This is a genomic window from Janthinobacterium sp. GMG2 (genome assembly GCF_033949445.1).
GTDB lineage: Bacteria > Pseudomonadota > Gammaproteobacteria > Burkholderiales > Burkholderiaceae_D > Janthinobacterium > Janthinobacterium aestuarii.
Genome location: NZ_JAXAWA010000010.1, coordinates 104,682 through 122,129, shown reverse-complemented (window position 1 = coordinate 122,129; position 17,448 = coordinate 104,682). Strand labels below are relative to the sequence as shown.

The window sequence follows — 17,448 nt, the reverse complement described above, 5'->3', positions numbered from 1 at the left end:
TGGCCCATGGCAACCATCAAACAAGTGGCGCAGGCGGCGGGGGTGTCGTTTACCACCGTGTCGCACGTCCTCAACAATACCCGTCCCGTCAGCGACGAGGCGCGCCGCGCCGTGCTGGCGGCCGTGGAACAATTGCATTACGTGCCCAGCGCGCTGGCGCGTTCCTTGCGCAGCCGCAGTACGGGCACCATCGGCCTGATCATTCCGAACAATACGAATCCGTATTTTTCGGAGGTGGCGCGCGGCATCGAGGACAGCTGCTACGCGGCCGGCTACAGCGTGATTTTATGTAATTCCGACGACGACCCCGTCAAGCAGCGCGACTATTTAAATGTGCTGCTGACCAAGCGCTGCGACGGCCTGATTTTGTCCGCGCTGGCCGACAGCGATGGCGAATTGCTGCGCAAGATGAAGGTGCCGGCCGTGCTGCTCGACCGCGCGCCCAGCGACCTGTCCATCGATGCCGTGGCCGTCGATAACCGCGCCGGCGGTGCCTTGGCCGCGCGCCATCTGCTGGGTCTGGGGCGCCGGCGTTTCGCCTGCATCGCCGGTCCCCGCGAAGTGAGCATTTCCAACGAGCGCATCGACGGCGTGCGCAGCGCTATGGCGGACGCGGGCGTGGCCCTGGACGACGCGCTGTGCCGCCATGGCGATTTTACGAGCACGGGCGGCTATGCGGCCGCGCTGGATCTGCTGGCGCTGCCGCCAGGCCAGCGCCCCGACGCCTTGTTCTGCTGCAATGACTTGATGGCCTTTGGCGCCCTGCGCGCCGCCGCCGAGCGGGGCATTGCCGTGCCGGGCGAACTGGCCGTCGTCGGCTTCGACGATATCGACCTGGCCAGCTTCGTGCATCCGGCCTTGACCAGCGTGGCGCAAAATATGCGCGAGCTGGGCCACATCACGGCCGCCTGCTTGCTGGCGCGCATCGCCGACCCCGCCTTGCCGCGCCAGCAGCGCAGCATCGCGCCGGCACTGCACGTGCGCGGCTCCAGTGCCGCCGCAGTGCCTTCTTCTGTACCTACTTCTTTACCTGCAACTGAACTGATGGGAATGACATCATGATCGTGGTTATCGGCAGCATCAATATGGACCTGGTCTTGCGCGTGCCGCGCATGCCCCTCCCCGGCGAAACCCTGACGGGCGGCGCGTTTAGAACCATTCCTGGCGGCAAGGGCGCCAACCAGGCCGTGGCCTGCGCGCGCCTGAGCGGCAAAGTGGCCGGTGCCCAGCAAGTGGCCATGGTCGCTTGCGTGGGCGACGATGCGTTTGGCGCGACCCTGCGCGCGGCGCTCGTCGGCGACGGCATCATCGACAGCCACATCACGACCTTGCCCGGTGTCGCCTCGGGCATCGCCTCGATCCTTGTCGACGACAACGGCCAGAACAGTATCGTGATCGCCGGCGGCGCCAACGATCTGCTCAGCCCCGCGCACATCGACGCGGCAAAAGAGCTGATCGAGCAGGCCGACATCGTCGTGCTGCAGCTGGAAACCCCGATGGCCACCGTCGTGCATGCGATCAAATTGGCCCGTTCGCTGGGCAAGACCGTGGTGCTGAACCCGGCCCCGGCCGCCAGCTTGCCGGAAGGCGTGCTGGAACTGGTCGATTACCTGATTCCGAATGAAATCGAAGCGGCCATGCTGGCCGGCGTCAGCCCGGAAGGCGCGGACGTCAAGGCGCTGGCCGCCGCGCTGCAAAAGCTGGGCAGCGACAACGTCATCATCACCTTGGGTTCCAAGGGCGTGCACGCGGCCCTGTACGGGGGCGATTACACGTTCCAGGCCGAAGCCGTGAAAGCCGTCGACACGACGGCCGCGGGCGATACGTTTATCGGCGGTTTTGTGGCGGGCCTGGCGTCCGGCATGGACGAGGCGGAAGCGATCCAGCAAGGCCAGCGTGCGGCCGCCTGGAGCGTCACCAAACCCGGCGCGCAAACGTCGATCCCCCACTTGCACGAGCTGTTCTGAATCCATGAAAAAATCACCGCTGCTTAATATCGCACTGTCGCAACTGATCGCGTCGCTCGGGCATGGCGACATGCTCGTCATCGGCGACGCGGGCTTGCCGTCGCAGCCGGGCGTGCCCCTGATCGACCTGGCCCTGACGCGCGGCATCCCCGGCTTCATCGATACAGTCAACACCGTGCTGAGCGAAATGCAGGTGGAATACCATTTGCTCGCCAGCGAGTTGCCGCAGCATAATCCGGCCATGGCGGCGCAGGTGGCGGCCCTGGCCTTGCCCGATGCGCGCCAGGTGACGCACGACGAGTTCAAGCAATTGTCCAAGGGCGCGCGCGCCATCGTGCGCACGGGTGAGTGCAGTCCGTACGCCAACATCATTTTGGTGGCTGGCGTCGTGTTCTAATGCAAACAATGGCGCGATTGTTTGCTAAAAACATCAACGCTATTGTCCGCACTGAAATAATTATCCATCGGCAAAAGGGGCGGCTACAATAGCCTTACCCCTGCCAACGCGGCAGCTTCCTGTGGTGTCCCGCCATGCCGATGAAAGCCTCCGATGCTTTCCGCTGCTGTTTCGTTCTGCTGCTGTGCCTGGCCACGCCCGTCCGGGCGCTGGAAGCCGTCTCCCTGCACCTCAATTTCACGCACCAGTTCCAGTTCGCCGGCTATTACGCGGCCATCGAGCAAGGCTATTACCGCGAGGCGGGGCTCGAGGTGACATTGGTCGAAGGCAGCGGCGTGCCGCCTGCCGAGGCGGCTGTGTTGTCGGGCCAGGCTGAATATGGCGTGGGCAACAGCACCTTGTTGCTCAGCCGCCTGGCGGGCAAGCCCGTGGTGGTGCTGGCCGTGGTGTTCCAGCATTCGCCCAGCGTGCTGCTGATGCGCCAGCAGGGCGGGGCGCCCGACGTGCGCAAGCTGGTGGGGGCGCCCGTGATGATCGGCGCGGCCGTCAATGTGGCGGCCGCCTCCGATGAAGTGTCGCTATTCCTGGGAAAAATGGGCGTCGCGCCGCAGCAGATGCGCCACTTGCCGCCCAGCTACCGGATCGAGGATTTGATCGATGGCAAGGTCGATGCGATTGCCGCGTACTCCACCAATGAACCGGACTACCTGGACCGGGCGGGATTTTCCTATTACCAGTTTACGCCGCGTACGGCCGGCATCGATTTCTACGGCGACAACCTGTTTACCAGCGAGCAGGAACTGCGCCGCCATCCCGAGCGTGTCAAAGCGTTCCGTGCGGCCAGCCTGCGCGGCTGGCAATACGCGATGGCGCACCGTGAGGAAATGGCGCAACTGATCCACGTCAAATACAGCCAGCGCCACGACCGCGCGCACCTGCTGTACGAGGCGCAGCAGATGGAATTGCTGCTGCAGCCCGTGCTGGTGGAGCTCGGCTACATGAATCCCCAGCGCTGGCAGCATATTGCCGACACGTACGCGGCCATGGGCGTGCTGCCGCCCAAGGCCACGGACAGCCGCGCCTACAAGGGTTTCCTGTACCGCCCCGTGCCAGGCGCCGACCTGGGCTGGCTGTATTTGTCGCTGGGCCTGGCGGGCAGTTTGCTGGCCGTGTCGGCCGGCTTCCACTTCAACAACCTGGCGCGCGAGCGCCGCCGCACGGAGGAAACCATCCGCCAGGGGGAATTGCGCTTTCGCACCATGTTCGAGGAAGCGCCCATGGGTATCGCCCTGATCGATACCGTGAGCGGACAGTTTCTCGATATCAATCCGCGCTATCTGGCCATCGCCGGACGCACCCTGGAGCACATGAAGCAGACGAGCTGGATGGAGATCAGCCATCCCGACGATGTGGCCGGCGAGCAGGCGCACGTGGCGCAGCTGCTGGCGCGGCGCCTGCAGGGCTTCCGCCACGCCAAGCGCATCGTGCGTCCCGATGGCGGCGTCGTGTGGGTCGATGCCTCGGTGACGGCCATCGCCACGGCGCGCCATGGCGGACCGCACCATTTGTGCATGCTGGAAGATGTGACGGACAAGCGGCAAACGGAAGCGCTGATCTGGCAGCAAGCCAATTTCGATACCTTGACGCAATTGCCGAACCGCCGCATGTTCCACGAGCGTTTGCGCCAGGCGCTGGCGCAGGGACGGCGCGATGCGAACCGCGTGGCCATCCTGTTCATCGACCTCGACCATTTCAAGGAAGTCAACGACACCCTGGGCCACCACCAGGGCGATATCTTGCTGATCGAAGCGGCGCGGCGCATCCGCGTGGGCGTGCGCGAGACGGACACGGTGGCGCGCCTGGGCGGCGATGAATTCACGGTGATCCTGTCCGACATCGACGACCTGCAGCAAGTCGACCGCATCGCGCGGCAGATACTCGACGGTTTGCTGGCACCGTTCCTGCTGGGACAGGAGCAGGCCTTCGTCTCGGCCTCGATCGGCATCACCCTGTATCCCGATGACGCGGGCACGATCGAGGATTTGCTCAAGCAGGCGGACCAGGCCATGTATGTGTCGAAAGGCGCGGGGCGCAACCGCTACAGCTACTTTACGCCGGCCATGCAGGTGGCGGCCGTCAACCGCATGCGCATGGGAGCGGACTTGCGCACGGCCTTGCGCGAACAGCAGATGCAGCTGTATTACCAGCCCATCGTCGAACTGCATAGCGGCAATATTGTCAAGGCGGAAGCCTTGCTGCGCTGGCAGCATCCGCAGCGAGGCATCGTGTATCCACCCGATTTCCTCGCGCTGGCCGAAAGCAGCGGCCTGATCGTGGAGATCGGCGACTGGGTGCTGCGCACGGCGGCCACGCAACTGCTGCACTGGCGCGCGCAAGGCCAGGTTATCGGCTTGCCGGGACTGCAACTGTGCCTGAACCAGTCGCCGCTGGAATTGCAGCGCGAAGTGGAGGCACCCGGCACCTGGCTGCGCCAGCTGATGGCGCTCGATGTGCCGGCCTCGGCCATTGTGCTCGACATGCGCGAAGATGTACTTTTACCCAACGGCAATAGCATGGCGCCACGCCTGCAGCACTTGCGCGAAGCGGGCCTGCAGATCGCCCTCGACGACTTCGGCAGCGGTCATGCCTCGCTGACGCAGCTGCAGCAATGCGGTATCGACTACCTGAAGCTCGACGGCGTGCTGGTGCGCAAACTGGCGGCCGGCGCCAGCGAACTGGTGCTGTGTGAAGCCATCGTCACCATGGCCCACAAGCTGGGCTTGCAGGTCATCGCCGAAGGCGTGGAGACCGAAGAGCAGCGCGCCCGGCTGCTGGAGATCGGCTGCGATTTCGCGCAAGGCGAGTTGTTTGCGCCACCGCTGGCCATCGAAGCGTTCGACGCGCTGCTGCACGCCCGGCGGCCCTTGCGCCCTTGAAACAGGCCCAGCCTGCCACCAGATTTCATCCAGGCCTGCGGGACGGGGCTCCCGGCTTGAACGGGCTTATACTCGATGGGCTGGCGCCTGCGCCCGGCTTTGCTGTCACCGGTACCTACACCGGGTGCGCAGGCAATCTTCTTCCATTCACTCAACTCGAGGTGACCTCATGGGCATTTTCAGCAATATCTACAACAAGATCTTCCACCATTCGTCCGATGCCGCACCGGCTGCCACGCCGGCCGCCGCCACGACAGCGCCTGCCGCAGCACCGGCCACTCCTGCTGCCGCTCCGGCCGCTGCCGCGCCCGTGGTGGACGTGGAAGTGGTGCTGGTCGACCTGGCCAGCAAGAACGCGGAAAAACTCAATTGGCGCACGTCCATCGTCGACCTGATGAAACTGCTTCAACTCGACAGCAGCCTGGCCGCGCGCAAGGAACTGGCGCAAGAGCTGCACTTCACGGGCGACACCAACGATTCGGCCAGCATGAATATCTGGCTGCACCGCCAGGTAATGATCAAGCTGGCCGAAAACGGTGGCAAGGTACCGGAAGAACTCAAGAATTAAACACTTGGCGGCGGCAGGGGTATCCACTGTCACCGCTATCCAATCGCGTGGGAACTGCCTATCATGGAGTTCCCATAGTGTCATGATAGCTAAAACCAATTGAAACTATTGTGACAATCAATTTTGCATATGGGTTAAAACCCCTTACACTAGAGTCTTACTGATTCACCACACGAGAGGAAATGAAATGTCGCTGATCAATACCCAAGTTAAACCATTCAAGGCAACCGCATACCACAATGGCAAATTCGTCGACCTGACGGAAGCGTCGCTGAAAGGCAAGTGGTCGGTATTCGTCTTCTACCCAGCCGACTTCACCTTCGTTTGCCCAACCGAACTGGAAGATCTGGCCGATCACCACGCTGAATTCCAGAAGCTGGGCGTCGATGTCTACGGCATCTCGACCGATTCGCACTTCGCGCACAAAGCATGGCACGACACCTCGGACGCGATCAAGAAAGTGCAATACGCACTGATCGGCGACCCAACCGGTACCCTGTCGCGCAATTTCGAAGTCATGATCGAAGAAGAAGGCATGGCGCTGCGCGGTACCTTCGTCATCAATCCAGACGGTTTCATCAAAGTGCTGGAAGTGCATGACAACGGCATCGGCCGTGACGCATCGGAACTGTTGCGCAAAGTTAAGGCAGCTCAATACGTTGCCGCTCACCCAGGCGAAGTTTGCCCAGCCAAATGGACGGAAGGCGCAGCAACCCTGACCCCATCGCTGGACCTGGTTGGCAAGATCTAAGTCTCGATGCAACACGTAGCAAACAAGTAGTTACCGCGATGCCGGACCGGGCGTCCGGCCCGGCATTCGCCTAAATATTTGTAAAGGAAGAAAAAATCATGTTAGACGCAACCCTCAAAACCCAACTGAAATCCTACCTGGAAAAAGTGGTGTATCCGCTTGAGCTGGTCGCTTCTCTCGATGACAGCGCAAAAGCCCGCGAGATGAAGGAATTGCTCCAGGAGATAGTCCTGTTGAGCGACAAGATCACGCTGGTCGAGCGCCTTGACGCTGGCGTACGGGCCCCGTCGTTCAGCATCAACCGTGCAGGCTCCGACATCGGCGTGCGTTTCGCCGGCGTGCCGCTGGGCCACGAATTTACCTCCCTGGTGCTGGCGCTGCTGCAAGTGGGCGGCCACACCATCAAGTTCGACGAGGCCGTGATCGAGCAGATCCGCAACCTCGACGGCGATTACGAGTTTGAAACGTTTATTTCGCTCTCCTGCCATAACTGCCCGGAAGTGGTGCAGGCATTGAATGCCATGGCGGTGATCAACCCGCGCATCAAGGTCACCACCATCGATGGCGGCGTGTTCCCGAAAGAAGTGGAAGAGCGCCAGATCATGGCCGTGCCGATGATGTTCCTCAATGGCCAGCATTTCGGCCAGGGCCGCACGAATGTCGAGGAAATCCTCGCCAAGCTCGACACCAATGCCAGCGCCCGCCAGGCCGCAGCGTTGTCGAAAAAAGACGTGTTCGATGTGCTGATCGTCGGCGGCGGCCCTGCCGGTGCGGCAGCTGCCATCTACGCTGCCCGCAAAGGCATCAAGACGGGCGTGCTGGCCGAGCGTTTCGGCGGCCAGGTGCTCGACACTCTCGCCATCGAGAACTTTATTTCGGTCAAGGAAACCGATGGTCCGAAGTTCGCCATGGCGCTGGAACAGCACGTCAAGGAATACGAAGTCGACATCATGAACACCCAGCGCGCCGCGAAACTGACGCCGGGCAAATTGGTGCAGATTGAAACGGCCAATGGCGCCATCTTGAAAGCCAAGACCGTCATCCTGGCCACCGGCGCCCGCTGGCGCGAAATCAACGTGCCGGGCGAGAAGGAATACCGCAACCACGGTGTCGCCTACTGCCCGCATTGCGATGGCCCGCTGTTCAAGGGCAAGCGCGTGGCCGTGATCGGCGGCGGCAACTCGGGTGTGGAAGCGGCGATCGACCTGGCCGGTCTCGTGAAACACGTGACCCTGATCGAGTTCGGCGCGGAACTGCGTGCCGATGCGGTGCTGCAACGCAAGCTGCACAGCCTGCCTAACGTGACCGTGATCACGTCGGCGCAAACGACCGAGATCCACGGCGACGGCAAGATCGTCAATGGCCTGAGCTACACGGACCGGGTCAGCGGCGAATCGAAAAAGGTCGAGCTGGAAGGCGTCTTCGTGCAAATCGGCCTGGTGCCGAACACGGAGTGGCTCAAAGGTACGGTGGCACTGTCGCGCCACGGCGAAATCGAAGTCGACGCCCGCGGCCAGACCTCGATCCCCGGCGTGTTCGCGGCCGGCGACGTCACCACGGTGCCGTACAAGCAGATCATCATTGCCACCGGCGAAGGTGCCAAGGCAGCTTTGTCCGCCTTTGACCACCTGATCCGCTCGGACGACGAGGAAGTAGTGGAAGAGTCCGCGTCGAAAGAAGCATTGACTGCGTAAATCTTTACGCTGCAAAAAAACCGGAACGGCCGCGAGGTGGTTCCGGTTTTTTTATGCGTAGAAGAAACTTAGCTGCCCGCGTACAGGGGATTGGCGGCCACATACACTTGCACGCCGTCGACGGGCATGTCCTTCGGCGCGATCTCTGCCAGGGCGAAGACGGTCTTGTTGTTGAAGGTTTGCACGTGCCAGGTAAAACGCTGGCCGGCGCGCGCGATGGTGACGGTTTCGCCGCGCGTGACGTTGATGTGGCGGGTATCGGGTTGCAGTTCGATGCTGCGCTGGGCGGCCGCGTGCGGGGCGCTGCTGCCATAGTCGGCGGCCGTGCCCGTGGGGCCGGCCGCGATGGCCGAGGTGGCAAGGACGGCGCACAAAATCGCCAGGGCGCCGCGGTGGGTGTTCAACATAATTTCTCCAAGAATAAGCCTGGCGCAGCGAGTAGCCGCGCCATATTGTCGTTGTGGCTGCACCGGGATCGCCGGTTTTTGCAACACGGCATCCTAAGCGTTTCTTGTCGGATCTGCAAAGTCCTATTTCACAATTGCATGGTCGCCGCTAGGGGCACGTCCGGCGCCAAATGGCTGGTCAGCACGATGCGCTGGCGGCAGATTGCAGCAAAGCATGATGGGCCAGAGGCAAGCGCAGCACGCGGTAGGGAGAAAAGCTGCGGGGCAGGGGCAGAATCGGGGTAGCGCTGATTCTAGAGCATTTGCGGTCCCACAATGGGAAAAGCCCTTCGGTTCAGAGAACCAAAGGGCTTTTCTTTTATTGGCGGAGCGGACGGGACTCGAACCCGCGACCCCCGACGTGACAGGCCGGTATTCTAACCAACTGAACTACCACTCCAAGCTCGTATGATCTGTGTTGCTGATCCATGAAGCACTGGATAATTTTCTGTATTGGTGGTGGGTGCTGAGAGGCTCGAACTCCCGACCTACGCCTTGTAAGGGCGCCGCTCTACCAACTGAGCTAAGCACCCGCATACCCAGAAAACTATCCCGACGTTTGTCACCACGTCTGGAAGAGGCACTATTATAGGGGGCGCTTTCGTGCTTGTGCAACTATTCTTGAGGGTGAACAGCAGTTTTTTTGCTGAAAAGCGCAAAAATAGTCAGGGAAGGGGGAACTGACGTGTTTTCTGCTTCTGAAATGGGAAAAGCCCTTCGGTTCAGAGAACCAAAGGGCTTTTCTTTTATTGGCGGAGCGGACGGGACTCGAACCCGCGACCCCCGACGTGACAGGCCGGTATTCTAACCAACTGAACTACCACTCCAAGCTCGTATGATCTGTATTGCTGATCCATGAAGCACTGGACAGTTTTCTGATTTGGTGGGTGCTGAGAGGCTCGAACTCCCGACCTACGCCTTGTAAGGGCGCCGCTCTACCAACTGAGCTAAGCACCCGTTGCTTGTCTCAGAAAACCATCCCGACGTTTGTCACCACGTCTGGAAGAGGCGCTATTATAGGACGGACAAAATCCTTCTGCAAGCGCTTTTTTCACTTTACTCCGTAATACCCCACTGCGACAGCATCCACGCCATATTGAATGCATTCTCGGCAATGGCGTTATAGCGGCCCGAAGCGCCGCCGTGGCCGGCGCCCATATTCGTTTTCAGCAGCAGGGGATTGCCGTCCGTCTTGTGCGCGCGCAGCTTGGCCACGTATTTCGCCGGTTCCCAGTACATGACCTGGCTGTCGTTCAGGCCCGTCGTCACCAGCATGGCCGGGTAATTCTTGTGCGCAATGTTGTCGTAGGGCGAGTAGCTGAGCATGTAGTCGTAGGCCGCCTTCTGGTTCGGGTCGCCCCATTCGAGGTACTCGCCCGTCGTCAGCGGCAGGCTGGCGTCCATCATGGTGTTCATCACGTCGACGAAGGGCACGGCCGCGTGCACGGCGTGGAACAGGTCGGGGCGCATGTTGACGACGGCGCCCATCAGCAAGCCGCCGGCGCTGCCGCCCTGGATGATCAGGCGGTTCGGGCTCGTCCATTTTTCGCGCACCAGGTAGTCGGCGCTGTCGATGAAGTCATTGAAGGTGTTTTTCTTCTTCATCAGCATGCCGTCTTCATGCCACGCTTCGCCCATGTCCGTGCCGCCGCGGATATGCGCCTGCGCATAGATGACGCCGCGTTCCAGCAGGCTGATGCGGCTGATGGCAAAACTGGCTTCCGTCGAGATGCCATACGAGCCATACGAGTACAGCAGCAGCGGCGCGGAACCGTCGAGCTTGACGCCTTTCTTGTAGACGACCCACAGCGGTACTTGCACGCCATCGCGCGCTGTCACCCACAGGCGCTGCGTTGTGTAGCGGCTGCCATCAAAGCCGCCGACGATTTCCTGCTGCTTGAGCACCGTGCGCTTGCCGTCTTGCATGCTCACGTCGATGACGGTAGGCGGCGTGATGGGCGACTGGTAGGACATGCGAAATTGTGTGGCGGAAAACTCCGGCGTACCGGCCGCCGTGGCCAGGTAGACGGGGTCGTCGAACTGCACCGTCTTCCAGTTATGCCGCGCGAAATCATGGATGCGGGCGCGGTTCAGGGCGCGGGCTTTTTCCATCACCACCAGATAGCCCTGGAAGACGTCGATGGACTGGATCACGGCGTCCTTGTTGTGCGGCACGACGCTCTTCCAGTTCTTCGGCTGCGGGGCGGTCACCGGCGCGCTGACGACGCGGAAATTCTTCGCTTCTTTGTTGGTCAGAATAAACAGCTGTCCGTCGCGGTGTTCGATGCCGTAGCGGTGGCCTTTTTCGCGTTTCAGCACGGACTGGAAACTGCCTTCCGGCTTGCTCGTTGGCAGCAGCAGCACTTCGCTCGTATCCGTGCTGCGCGCAGTGAGCACGAAATAACGATGGTCGCGGGTGCGGCTCACGCCGATGGCGAACTGTTCCACTGGCTCGTGGTAGACCTGCTGCAAGGTGCCGCCCAGGGGCAGGCGGAACAAGCGGTCCGCGCGCTTAGTGGTGGCGTCTTCCTGCGTCAGCATCAGGGTGGCATTGTCCGCCGCCCACGCCAGCGAGGTCACGCGCGGCATGGTGTCGTCCAGCAGCTTGCCCGTCTTCAAATCCTTGACATGCAATTCGTACTGGCGGAAACCCGTCGTGTCGGTGGTGTAGGCCAGCAGTTGTTCATTCGGGCTGATGCTGAATGCGCGCACGGCAAAGAATTTGTGGCCTTCGGCCAATTGGTTCTGGTCCAGCAGGATTTCCTCAGTCGCCTGCGCATCGTAGGCGCCGTTCTTGCCGACAGGACGGCGGCAGTGAATCGGGTATTGCTTGCCCGCTTCCGTGCGGGTGTAATAGTAGAAATTGCCCTGGCGCGCAGGCACGGACAGGTCTACTTCCTGCATGCGTCCCTTCACTTCCGCAGTCACCTTGTCGGCCAGCGGCTGGATCGGGGCCGTGACGGCGGCCGTGTAGGCGTTTTCCGCATTCAGGTAGTCGATCACGGCAGGATCGGTTTTCTTTTGCAGCCAGCGGTAGTCGTCCGTGACGACCGTGCCGTGGCGCGTTTCCTGCCAGGCGGTCTTGGCGGCAACGGGCGCCGACATGGTGGCGACGGTGGCGGCATCGGCGGCCAGCGCGGATGGCGCCAGTGAGGACAGCAGCAGGGCCGGCAGGATGGATAACCAGGCGGACCGGCGGCGCGCAGCGTGATGGGCGATAGACAAGGCGACTCCTTTGAATAGTTGTGTCAGGATTGTAATCTTGCTATTGAGAAAAGCAACCGCCTTGCGCGTGCGTTTCAACTTGCATCCATGGGCATTTCCAGCGATACTGTATATAACTACAGTATCCCGCCGCGAGGTGTCCTTGACCACATCTGCCTCCCCCCTTCCCGAGCCACCCGCAGCCCGCCGCTGGATAGCGCATCTGGACATGGACGCCTTCTTTGCCTCCGTGGAACTGTTGAAATATCCGGAATTGCGCGGCGAAGCCGTCGTCATCGGCGGCGGGCGCTTGCAGCAGCCCGTGCTGCAGCAAGACGGCACGCGGCAGTTTGCGCGCATGCGCGACTACGTGGGGCGCGGCGTCGTCACCACATCGACCTATGCGGCGCGCGTGTTCGGCGTGTTTTCCGCCATGGGCATCATGAAGGCGGCCAAGCTGGCGCCCGACAGCATCTTGTTGCCGGCCGATTTCGAGGCTTACCGCGACTATTCGGCGCGCTTCAAGCAGGCCGTGGCCCAGTTGTGCCCCATCATCCAAAACGTGGGCATCGATGAAATCTATGTCGACCTGACCGAATACGGCGAGCAGGCGCCGGCCATGGCGGCGCGCCTGAAGGCGGCCGTGTTCGAAGCCACGGGCCTGTCGTGCTCGATCGGCCTGGCACCCAACAAATTGCTGGCGAAAATCTGTTCCGACCTGGAAAAACCGGACGGCCTGACCATCCTGAACCCGGAGGATATTGAAACGCGCGTGTGGCCCTTGCCGGCGAAAAAGATCAACGGCATCGGTCCGAAAGCCACGGCCAAGCTGGAAGCGCTGGGCATTGTCACCATTGGCGAGCTGGCCCGGGCCGACATGGCCATGCTGCGCACGCAGTTCGGCGACCTGTACACGGGCTGGCTGCGCCAGGCGGCGCTGGGCATCGATGACCGGCCCGTGCAGACGAGCCGGGAAACCAAGTCCGTCAGCCGCGAAACGACGTTCGAGCGCGACTTGCAGGTGGTGCGCGACCGCGCCACCCTGTCGGAAAAACTGGAAAGCCTGTGTACGCGCGTGGCGGGCGACTTGGATAAACAGTCGCTGGCGGGGCGCACGGTGGGCATCAAGCTGCGCTTCGAGGATTTCAGCACCGTCACGCGCGACATCACCTTGCCCAGCGCCACGGCGGACGCCGCCGCCATCCTGCGCGCCAGCCGCGATTGCTTGCGGCGCGTGCCATTTGACAAGAAAATCCGCCTGCTGGGCGTGCGCATCTCGACCTTGTCGGACCCGGCCATCGTGACGCGGCAGGCACCGGCCCAGGCGGAGCTGTTTCCCGCCCTGTAGCGGCATTCCCCACGCAGCAACAACACCGCGCCAGTCCGCGCTTTTGACGGCATTCCCGTGTCGAAAGTGTAGAATGGCGTTCCCCTGGCACTACTGAAACAAACGGAAGACAAAAACTATGTGGTTCAAGAATCTTCAGATTTACCGCCTGCCCGCACCGTGGGCTTACACGCCAGAACAACTGGAAGAGGCGCTGTCCTCGAACAAATTTACGCCGGCGACCAGCATGGATCTGATGCGCCAGGGCTGGGATACGCCACGCCCGAACGGCGGCCTGGTCCACGTGGTCAACAAACAGATGCTGATCTTGCTGGGCACGGAAAAGAAACTGCTGCCAGCGACCGTCATCAATCAGGTGGCCAAGGCCCGCGCCGCCGAGATGGAAGAAGCGCAAGGCTTTGCGCCTGGTAAAAAGGCCATGAAGGAATTGAAGGAACGCGTGGCCGACGAGCTGCTGCCGCGCGCCTTCAGCATCCGCAGCAACGTCTGGACGTGGATCGACCCCGTCAATGGCTGGCTGGTGGTCGATGCGGCCAGCCCGGCGAAAGCCGATGAAGTCATCAAGCTGCTGTTGAAAGCCGTCGACAAACTGCCGCTGGAAAGCCTGCGCGTGCAGCGCTCGCCCGTGGCGGTGATGACGGAATGGCTGCAAGCCGACGATGCGCCTGCCGGCTTCACGGTCGACATGGATACGGAATTGCGCGCCACGGGCGAAAGCAAGGCCACCGTGCGCTACGTGCGCCACACCCTGGAAGCGGACGACGTGCGCCGCCACATCGCGGCCGGTAAGCAGTGCACGCGCCTGGCCATGACGTGGAACGACAAGATCTCATTCGTGCTGACGGAGTCGCTGGCCATCAAGAGCGTCAAGCCGCTGGACGTGATCAAGGAAACGGAATCGAGCACGAAGAACGACGAAGAGCGTTTCGACGGCGACGTGATGCTGATGACGGGCGAGCTGAGCAAGCTGATGGCCGACGTGGTCGAAGCCTTGGGCGGCGAAGCGACGGCGTAACAGCCGTCATGCCGGTACAAAAAGGAGCTGCGGCTCCTTTTTTTTCGTCTGCGCAATATGTTTCGGCATAAAAAAACGCCTTGCACGGTGAAGTGCAAGGCGCTTTCGGACAAGCTAATTCAAAACGTCACATTAGAACTTGTAGTTGCCGGTGATGTAGAAAGAACGCATCATTGGATCGGCGTAGCGTGGGTCGAAACCAACCTGGTGGCCCGACGAAGCGCGCAGCGACAGCGGTGGTGCACGGTCGAACAGGTTTTTGATACCTGCGCGGATCGTGGTTTGCTTGTCAAAGGCGAAACGTGCTTGCCAGTCGAACGTCGTGTACGACGGTACTTGCAGGCGGAAGTTTTTCTCTTCCTGCTGGGTCGCCAGGTTGTACACGGTAGCGGCTGCATCGGTGTAGCCGTTACGGTAGTTGACCGTTACCGTGTTGCTCAGGCGGCCCGTATCCAGGGTCGTCGTCAGCTTCATCAGGTTGCGGAACGTGACTTCGTTGGTGTCGCCGAAGAAGTTCATGTTGCTGGTGTAGATATTATCGCTACCGGCTTTGGTGTAGTTGGCGTGCAACATGTGCGTACCGCTCAATTGGGCGGTCAGCTTGCCGAAGGAGAACTTGTGGTTGGCCGACAGATCCCAGTCGATACCACGGTATTCCTTCTTGCCGATGTTGACCGACAGTTTCTTGAACGAGTAGTAGGTGATGCCGGTCGATGGCTCGGTATAAGTTCCGAAGCTCGACGCATACTTGATCGGATCGGCAAATGCTTGCTCTTCGGAAACTTCCGACACGGCATTGCGCAGTTTCACATCCCACAGGTCGGCGCCGAACGAGAAGGCCGAGCTAGGTTCGACACGGAAGCCCAGGGTGAACTGCTTCGATTTTTCCGATTGCAGATCCGGATTGCCTTGCGACACGGCGTTGTATTGCGTTGCTTCCGCGCGGCACAGTGCGTTGCCTGGGTATGGGCAGTCAAATTTCTTGGCGGTAAAGCCGGCGTTGACCAGTGGCTGAGCAATTTCCAGCATGCTTGGCGCCTTGAAGCCCGTGCCGTACGAACCGCGGATCAGCACGGTCTGTACTGGCTGCCAGCGTGCCGATACCTTGTAGGTATTGGCGCTGTCTTTTTTGCCGACAGTTTTGTTGTTCAGCTTGTCATCGATCGCCTTGACGGCGTCGTGACGGCCACCAACGGTCATTTCGAACGACTTGGTCAGCGGAGCCAGCAACTCGACGAACGCGCCGTAGGTGTCGCGGCTCATGTCGTAGGCGGCCTTGGTGTTGAAGTTGTAGATATCGTCGCCGGTGGCATTGCTGCCTGGCGATTGCTCATAGGTATAGGTGCGGTAGTCGCCACCGATACCGAGGCTGGCTTTGCCGCCTGGCAGGCTGAACAGTTCACGCGAGCCGTGCGTGTCGACGCCGCGCATCGTGGTCGATGCGGTACGCACGGAGCCAACGAACTGCGCGCCAGCGACTTGCGCTTGCACCGATGGTTTTTGCGTCGCTGCAAACGGGTTGAAGTCCGGATTGGCGAGGATGTTCTTGAACTCCTGGCTCTTCTGGTAACCGCCCGTGTAGCGCTCGTCGATCGAGTTTTGCGACCAGGTCAGGCCGCTTTCGAAGTTCCACGCGCCCAGCTCGCCTTCCACACCAACGACCATGTGTTTGGTTTCGGTGATGGTGTTGCTGGCGCGCAGACCGAAGTCGGTGCTGCGGTAGTTGGCGGTGATCGACTTGACATCGGCACGTTGCGCTGGCGTCAGGTATGGCGATACATAGGTGTTGTACAGCGGGCTGCCCTTGGCGATCGAAATCGGGATCGGATTGGCGGCGATACGCGCCGTCAGGTCGTAGCGCGAGTAGGCCAGTTCGGCGAACGCGTTCAGGTTGTCGTTCAGCTTGTACGTAGCTTTGGAGAACAGGCTGTCACGTTTCGATTGCGGTACGACTTCCACGGTGGAGCCCGTGTCGAAGCCGCAAGCGCGCGAATTGCTGGTCGTCTTGTAGGAGTCTTCAGGGCACTTGCCATTCATCGCCAGGTAAGGCGTAAAGGCTGTCGATTTAGCACCGCTATTGTAGGCAACAGTGGCGCCTGCTGGCGAAGCCGAGGTGCTGGTGCGGTCCCACACGTAGTTGTTGCCGTTGCGGCTGAATGGCACATACGAGGTAGCGGCGAAATCGCGGTCGGTGGCGCGCAGTTTCGATTGCTCGTCGTGGCGGTACGACAGCAGCACGTTGAAACGGTCTTCGTCCAGGTCGCCGAAACCGTAGGTGACGCTGGTATTCCAGGCGTTGCCGCCTTTGTCTTCCGGACCGCCATAAGTGGCTTCCAGAGTAGCGCCTTGCTGGTTTTTCTTCAGGATGAAGTTTAGTACGCCGGCGATGGCGTCCGAGCCGTACAGGGCCGAAGCGCCGTCGGTCAGGATCTCGACGCGCTCAACGGCGCTCATCGGGATGGCGTTCAGGTTGACCGTGGTGCCGGAGCCTTGTGGTGCGATGCGGCGGCCGTTCAGCAGTACCAGGGTGTAGGACTCGCCGATACCGTGCAGCGATGCACTGGTATTGCCGCCCGAGTCGGAACCGGCAGCAACTGCGCCGATGGTGAAGCCTTGCATGGCTGGCAGGGCCTGGATCAGGTCGGCTACCGAAGTGGCGCCCGATTTGGCGATCGCTTCTTGCGACAGGCGCTGTACAGGCAGTGCGCCTTCGACAGCGATACGCTTGATACTCGAACCGGTAATTTCAACTTTTTGAATTGCTTCGTCCGCCATGGATTGGCCGGAGAACAAGACGCTACCTGCCAGGACGGTCAGGGCCAGGCGTACGCTGCGTACGCCAATTTTTTCTTTAAATGCCATTGTAACAATTACTCCGTAGTAGTTTTAATAACGACAAGCGGCACACGAGCACCGATATAGCCATCGGGTAGATGGTCTGCGGTGCTCGTGTACGGTAGGCGGAACCACGTCGGTGGGAGGTGGAAGACTACTTGGTGCAATATTGTTATAAATGCACTTTTGACTTGTCGAGGCAAACATTATGTCGTCTCAGCAAGAAAAAATGCACATCAACCGTGTCGGATTTGGCAATAAATTCGAGATACTGAAGAATATTTGAT

12 protein-coding genes and 4 tRNA genes are annotated in these 17,448 nt (G+C 60.9%); 9 read left to right on the top strand and 7 right to left on the bottom strand.

Going from position 1 to position 17,448, the window contains the following annotated elements:
• Positions 1-6: 6 nt before the first annotated feature.
• The 7 genes from SKZ59_RS27350 to ahpF all read left to right on the top strand — a co-directional run bounded on the left by SKZ59_RS27350 (position 7) and on the right by ahpF (position 8,313).
• Positions 7-1,062 (top strand): LacI family DNA-binding transcriptional regulator, encoded by a 1,056-nt coding sequence (locus tag SKZ59_RS27350; RefSeq protein WP_319993517.1) that lies wholly within the window; start codon positions 7-9, stop codon positions 1,060-1,062.
• Positions 1,059-1,967, top strand: coding sequence for a ribokinase (gene rbsK, locus SKZ59_RS27345; protein ID WP_319993516.1), 909 nt, complete (start codon positions 1,059-1,061; stop codon positions 1,965-1,967). Before SKZ59_RS27350 ends, rbsK begins: the two co-directional genes overlap by 4 nt.
• A 4-nt stretch (positions 1,968-1,971) precedes the next feature.
• Positions 1,972-2,364: a D-ribose pyranase gene (gene rbsD / locus SKZ59_RS27340; RefSeq protein ID WP_034753900.1), complete on the top strand. Its 393-nt coding sequence runs from the start codon at positions 1,972-1,974 to the stop codon at positions 2,362-2,364.
• Positions 2,365-2,498: 134 nt separating this feature from the next.
• On the top strand, positions 2,499-5,300 hold the full coding sequence (locus SKZ59_RS27335) for an EAL domain-containing protein (RefSeq protein WP_319993515.1): 2,802 nt from the start codon (positions 2,499-2,501) through the stop codon (positions 5,298-5,300).
• Positions 5,301-5,469: 169 nt separating this feature from the next.
• A complete protein-coding gene (locus tag SKZ59_RS27330; RefSeq protein ID WP_319993514.1) occupies positions 5,470-5,868 on the top strand; it encodes a DUF3597 domain-containing protein in 399 nt (132 codons plus the stop codon).
• Between the two features lie 187 nt (positions 5,869-6,055).
• A complete protein-coding gene (gene ahpC, locus SKZ59_RS27325) occupies positions 6,056-6,619 on the top strand; it encodes an alkyl hydroperoxide reductase subunit C (RefSeq protein ID WP_034753905.1) in 564 nt (187 codons plus the stop codon).
• 98 nt (positions 6,620-6,717) lie between these two features.
• On the top strand, positions 6,718-8,313 hold the full coding sequence (gene ahpF, locus SKZ59_RS27320) for an alkyl hydroperoxide reductase subunit F (protein WP_034753906.1): 1,596 nt from the start codon (positions 6,718-6,720) through the stop codon (positions 8,311-8,313).
• A gap of 68 nt (positions 8,314-8,381) precedes the next feature.
• Here the strand turns inward: ahpF and SKZ59_RS27315 are convergent, their stop codons facing one another.
• The 6 genes from SKZ59_RS27315 to SKZ59_RS27290 all read right to left on the bottom strand — a co-directional run bounded on the left by SKZ59_RS27315 (position 8,382) and on the right by SKZ59_RS27290 (position 11,984).
• Entirely contained in the window at positions 8,382-8,720 is a 339-nt protein-coding gene (locus SKZ59_RS27315) for a CzcE family metal-binding protein (RefSeq protein WP_319993513.1), read from the bottom strand.
• Between the two features lie 362 nt (positions 8,721-9,082).
• Positions 9,083-9,159, bottom strand: a tRNA-Asp gene (locus tag SKZ59_RS27310).
• A gap of 57 nt (positions 9,160-9,216) precedes the next feature.
• Positions 9,217-9,292 (bottom strand) — tRNA-Val (locus tag SKZ59_RS27305).
• Positions 9,293-9,509: 217 nt separating this feature from the next.
• Positions 9,510-9,586 (bottom strand) — tRNA-Asp (locus SKZ59_RS27300).
• 54 nt (positions 9,587-9,640) lie between these two features.
• Positions 9,641-9,716: transfer RNA gene (locus SKZ59_RS27295), tRNA-Val, on the bottom strand.
• Between the two features lie 99 nt (positions 9,717-9,815).
• Positions 9,816-11,984 (bottom strand): S9 family peptidase, encoded by a 2,169-nt coding sequence (locus tag SKZ59_RS27290; RefSeq protein WP_319993512.1) that lies wholly within the window; start codon positions 11,982-11,984, stop codon positions 9,816-9,818.
• 142 nt (positions 11,985-12,126) lie between these two features.
• Here SKZ59_RS27290 and dinB point away from each other — a divergent pair, with 142 nt between their 5' ends.
• Positions 12,127-13,311: a DNA polymerase IV gene (dinB, locus tag SKZ59_RS27285; RefSeq protein ID WP_319993511.1), complete on the top strand. Its 1,185-nt coding sequence runs from the start codon at positions 12,127-12,129 to the stop codon at positions 13,309-13,311.
• Positions 13,312-13,429: 118 nt separating this feature from the next.
• Positions 13,430-14,326, top strand: a complete 897-nt coding sequence (locus SKZ59_RS27280) for a recombination-associated protein RdgC (protein WP_034754435.1) — start codon at positions 13,430-13,432, stop codon at positions 14,324-14,326.
• 132 nt (positions 14,327-14,458) lie between these two features.
• Here the strand turns inward: SKZ59_RS27280 and SKZ59_RS27275 are convergent, their stop codons facing one another.
• Complete coding sequence (locus SKZ59_RS27275; protein WP_319993510.1) at positions 14,459-17,188, bottom strand: TonB-dependent receptor; 2,730 nt, start codon at positions 17,186-17,188, stop codon at positions 14,459-14,461.
• Between the last annotated feature and the right edge of the window lie 260 nt (positions 17,189-17,448).

Excerpts from the sequence above, each read along its gene's own strand:
- SKZ59_RS27350 (WP_319993517.1), top strand. The coding sequence starts at position 7 with ATGGCAACCATCAAACAAGTGGCGCAGGCGGCGGGGGTGTCGTTTACC.
- rbsK (WP_319993516.1), top strand. The coding sequence starts at position 1,059 with ATGATCGTGGTTATCGGCAGCATCAATATGGACCTGGTCTTGCGCGTG.
- rbsD (WP_034753900.1), top strand. The coding sequence starts at position 1,972 with ATGAAAAAATCACCGCTGCTTAATATCGCACTGTCGCAACTGATCGCG.
- SKZ59_RS27335 (WP_319993515.1), top strand. The coding sequence starts at position 2,499 with ATGCCGATGAAAGCCTCCGATGCTTTCCGCTGCTGTTTCGTTCTGCTG.
- SKZ59_RS27330 (WP_319993514.1), top strand. The coding sequence starts at position 5,470 with ATGGGCATTTTCAGCAATATCTACAACAAGATCTTCCACCATTCGTCC.
- ahpC (WP_034753905.1), top strand. The coding sequence starts at position 6,056 with ATGTCGCTGATCAATACCCAAGTTAAACCATTCAAGGCAACCGCATAC.
- ahpF (WP_034753906.1), top strand. The coding sequence starts at position 6,718 with ATGTTAGACGCAACCCTCAAAACCCAACTGAAATCCTACCTGGAAAAA.
- SKZ59_RS27315 (WP_319993513.1), bottom strand. The coding sequence starts at position 8,720 with ATGTTGAACACCCACCGCGGCGCCCTGGCGATTTTGTGCGCCGTCCTT.
- SKZ59_RS27280 (WP_034754435.1), top strand. The coding sequence starts at position 13,430 with ATGTGGTTCAAGAATCTTCAGATTTACCGCCTGCCCGCACCGTGGGCT.
- SKZ59_RS27275 (WP_319993510.1), bottom strand. The coding sequence starts at position 17,188 with ATGGCATTTAAAGAAAAAATTGGCGTACGCAGCGTACGCCTGGCCCTG.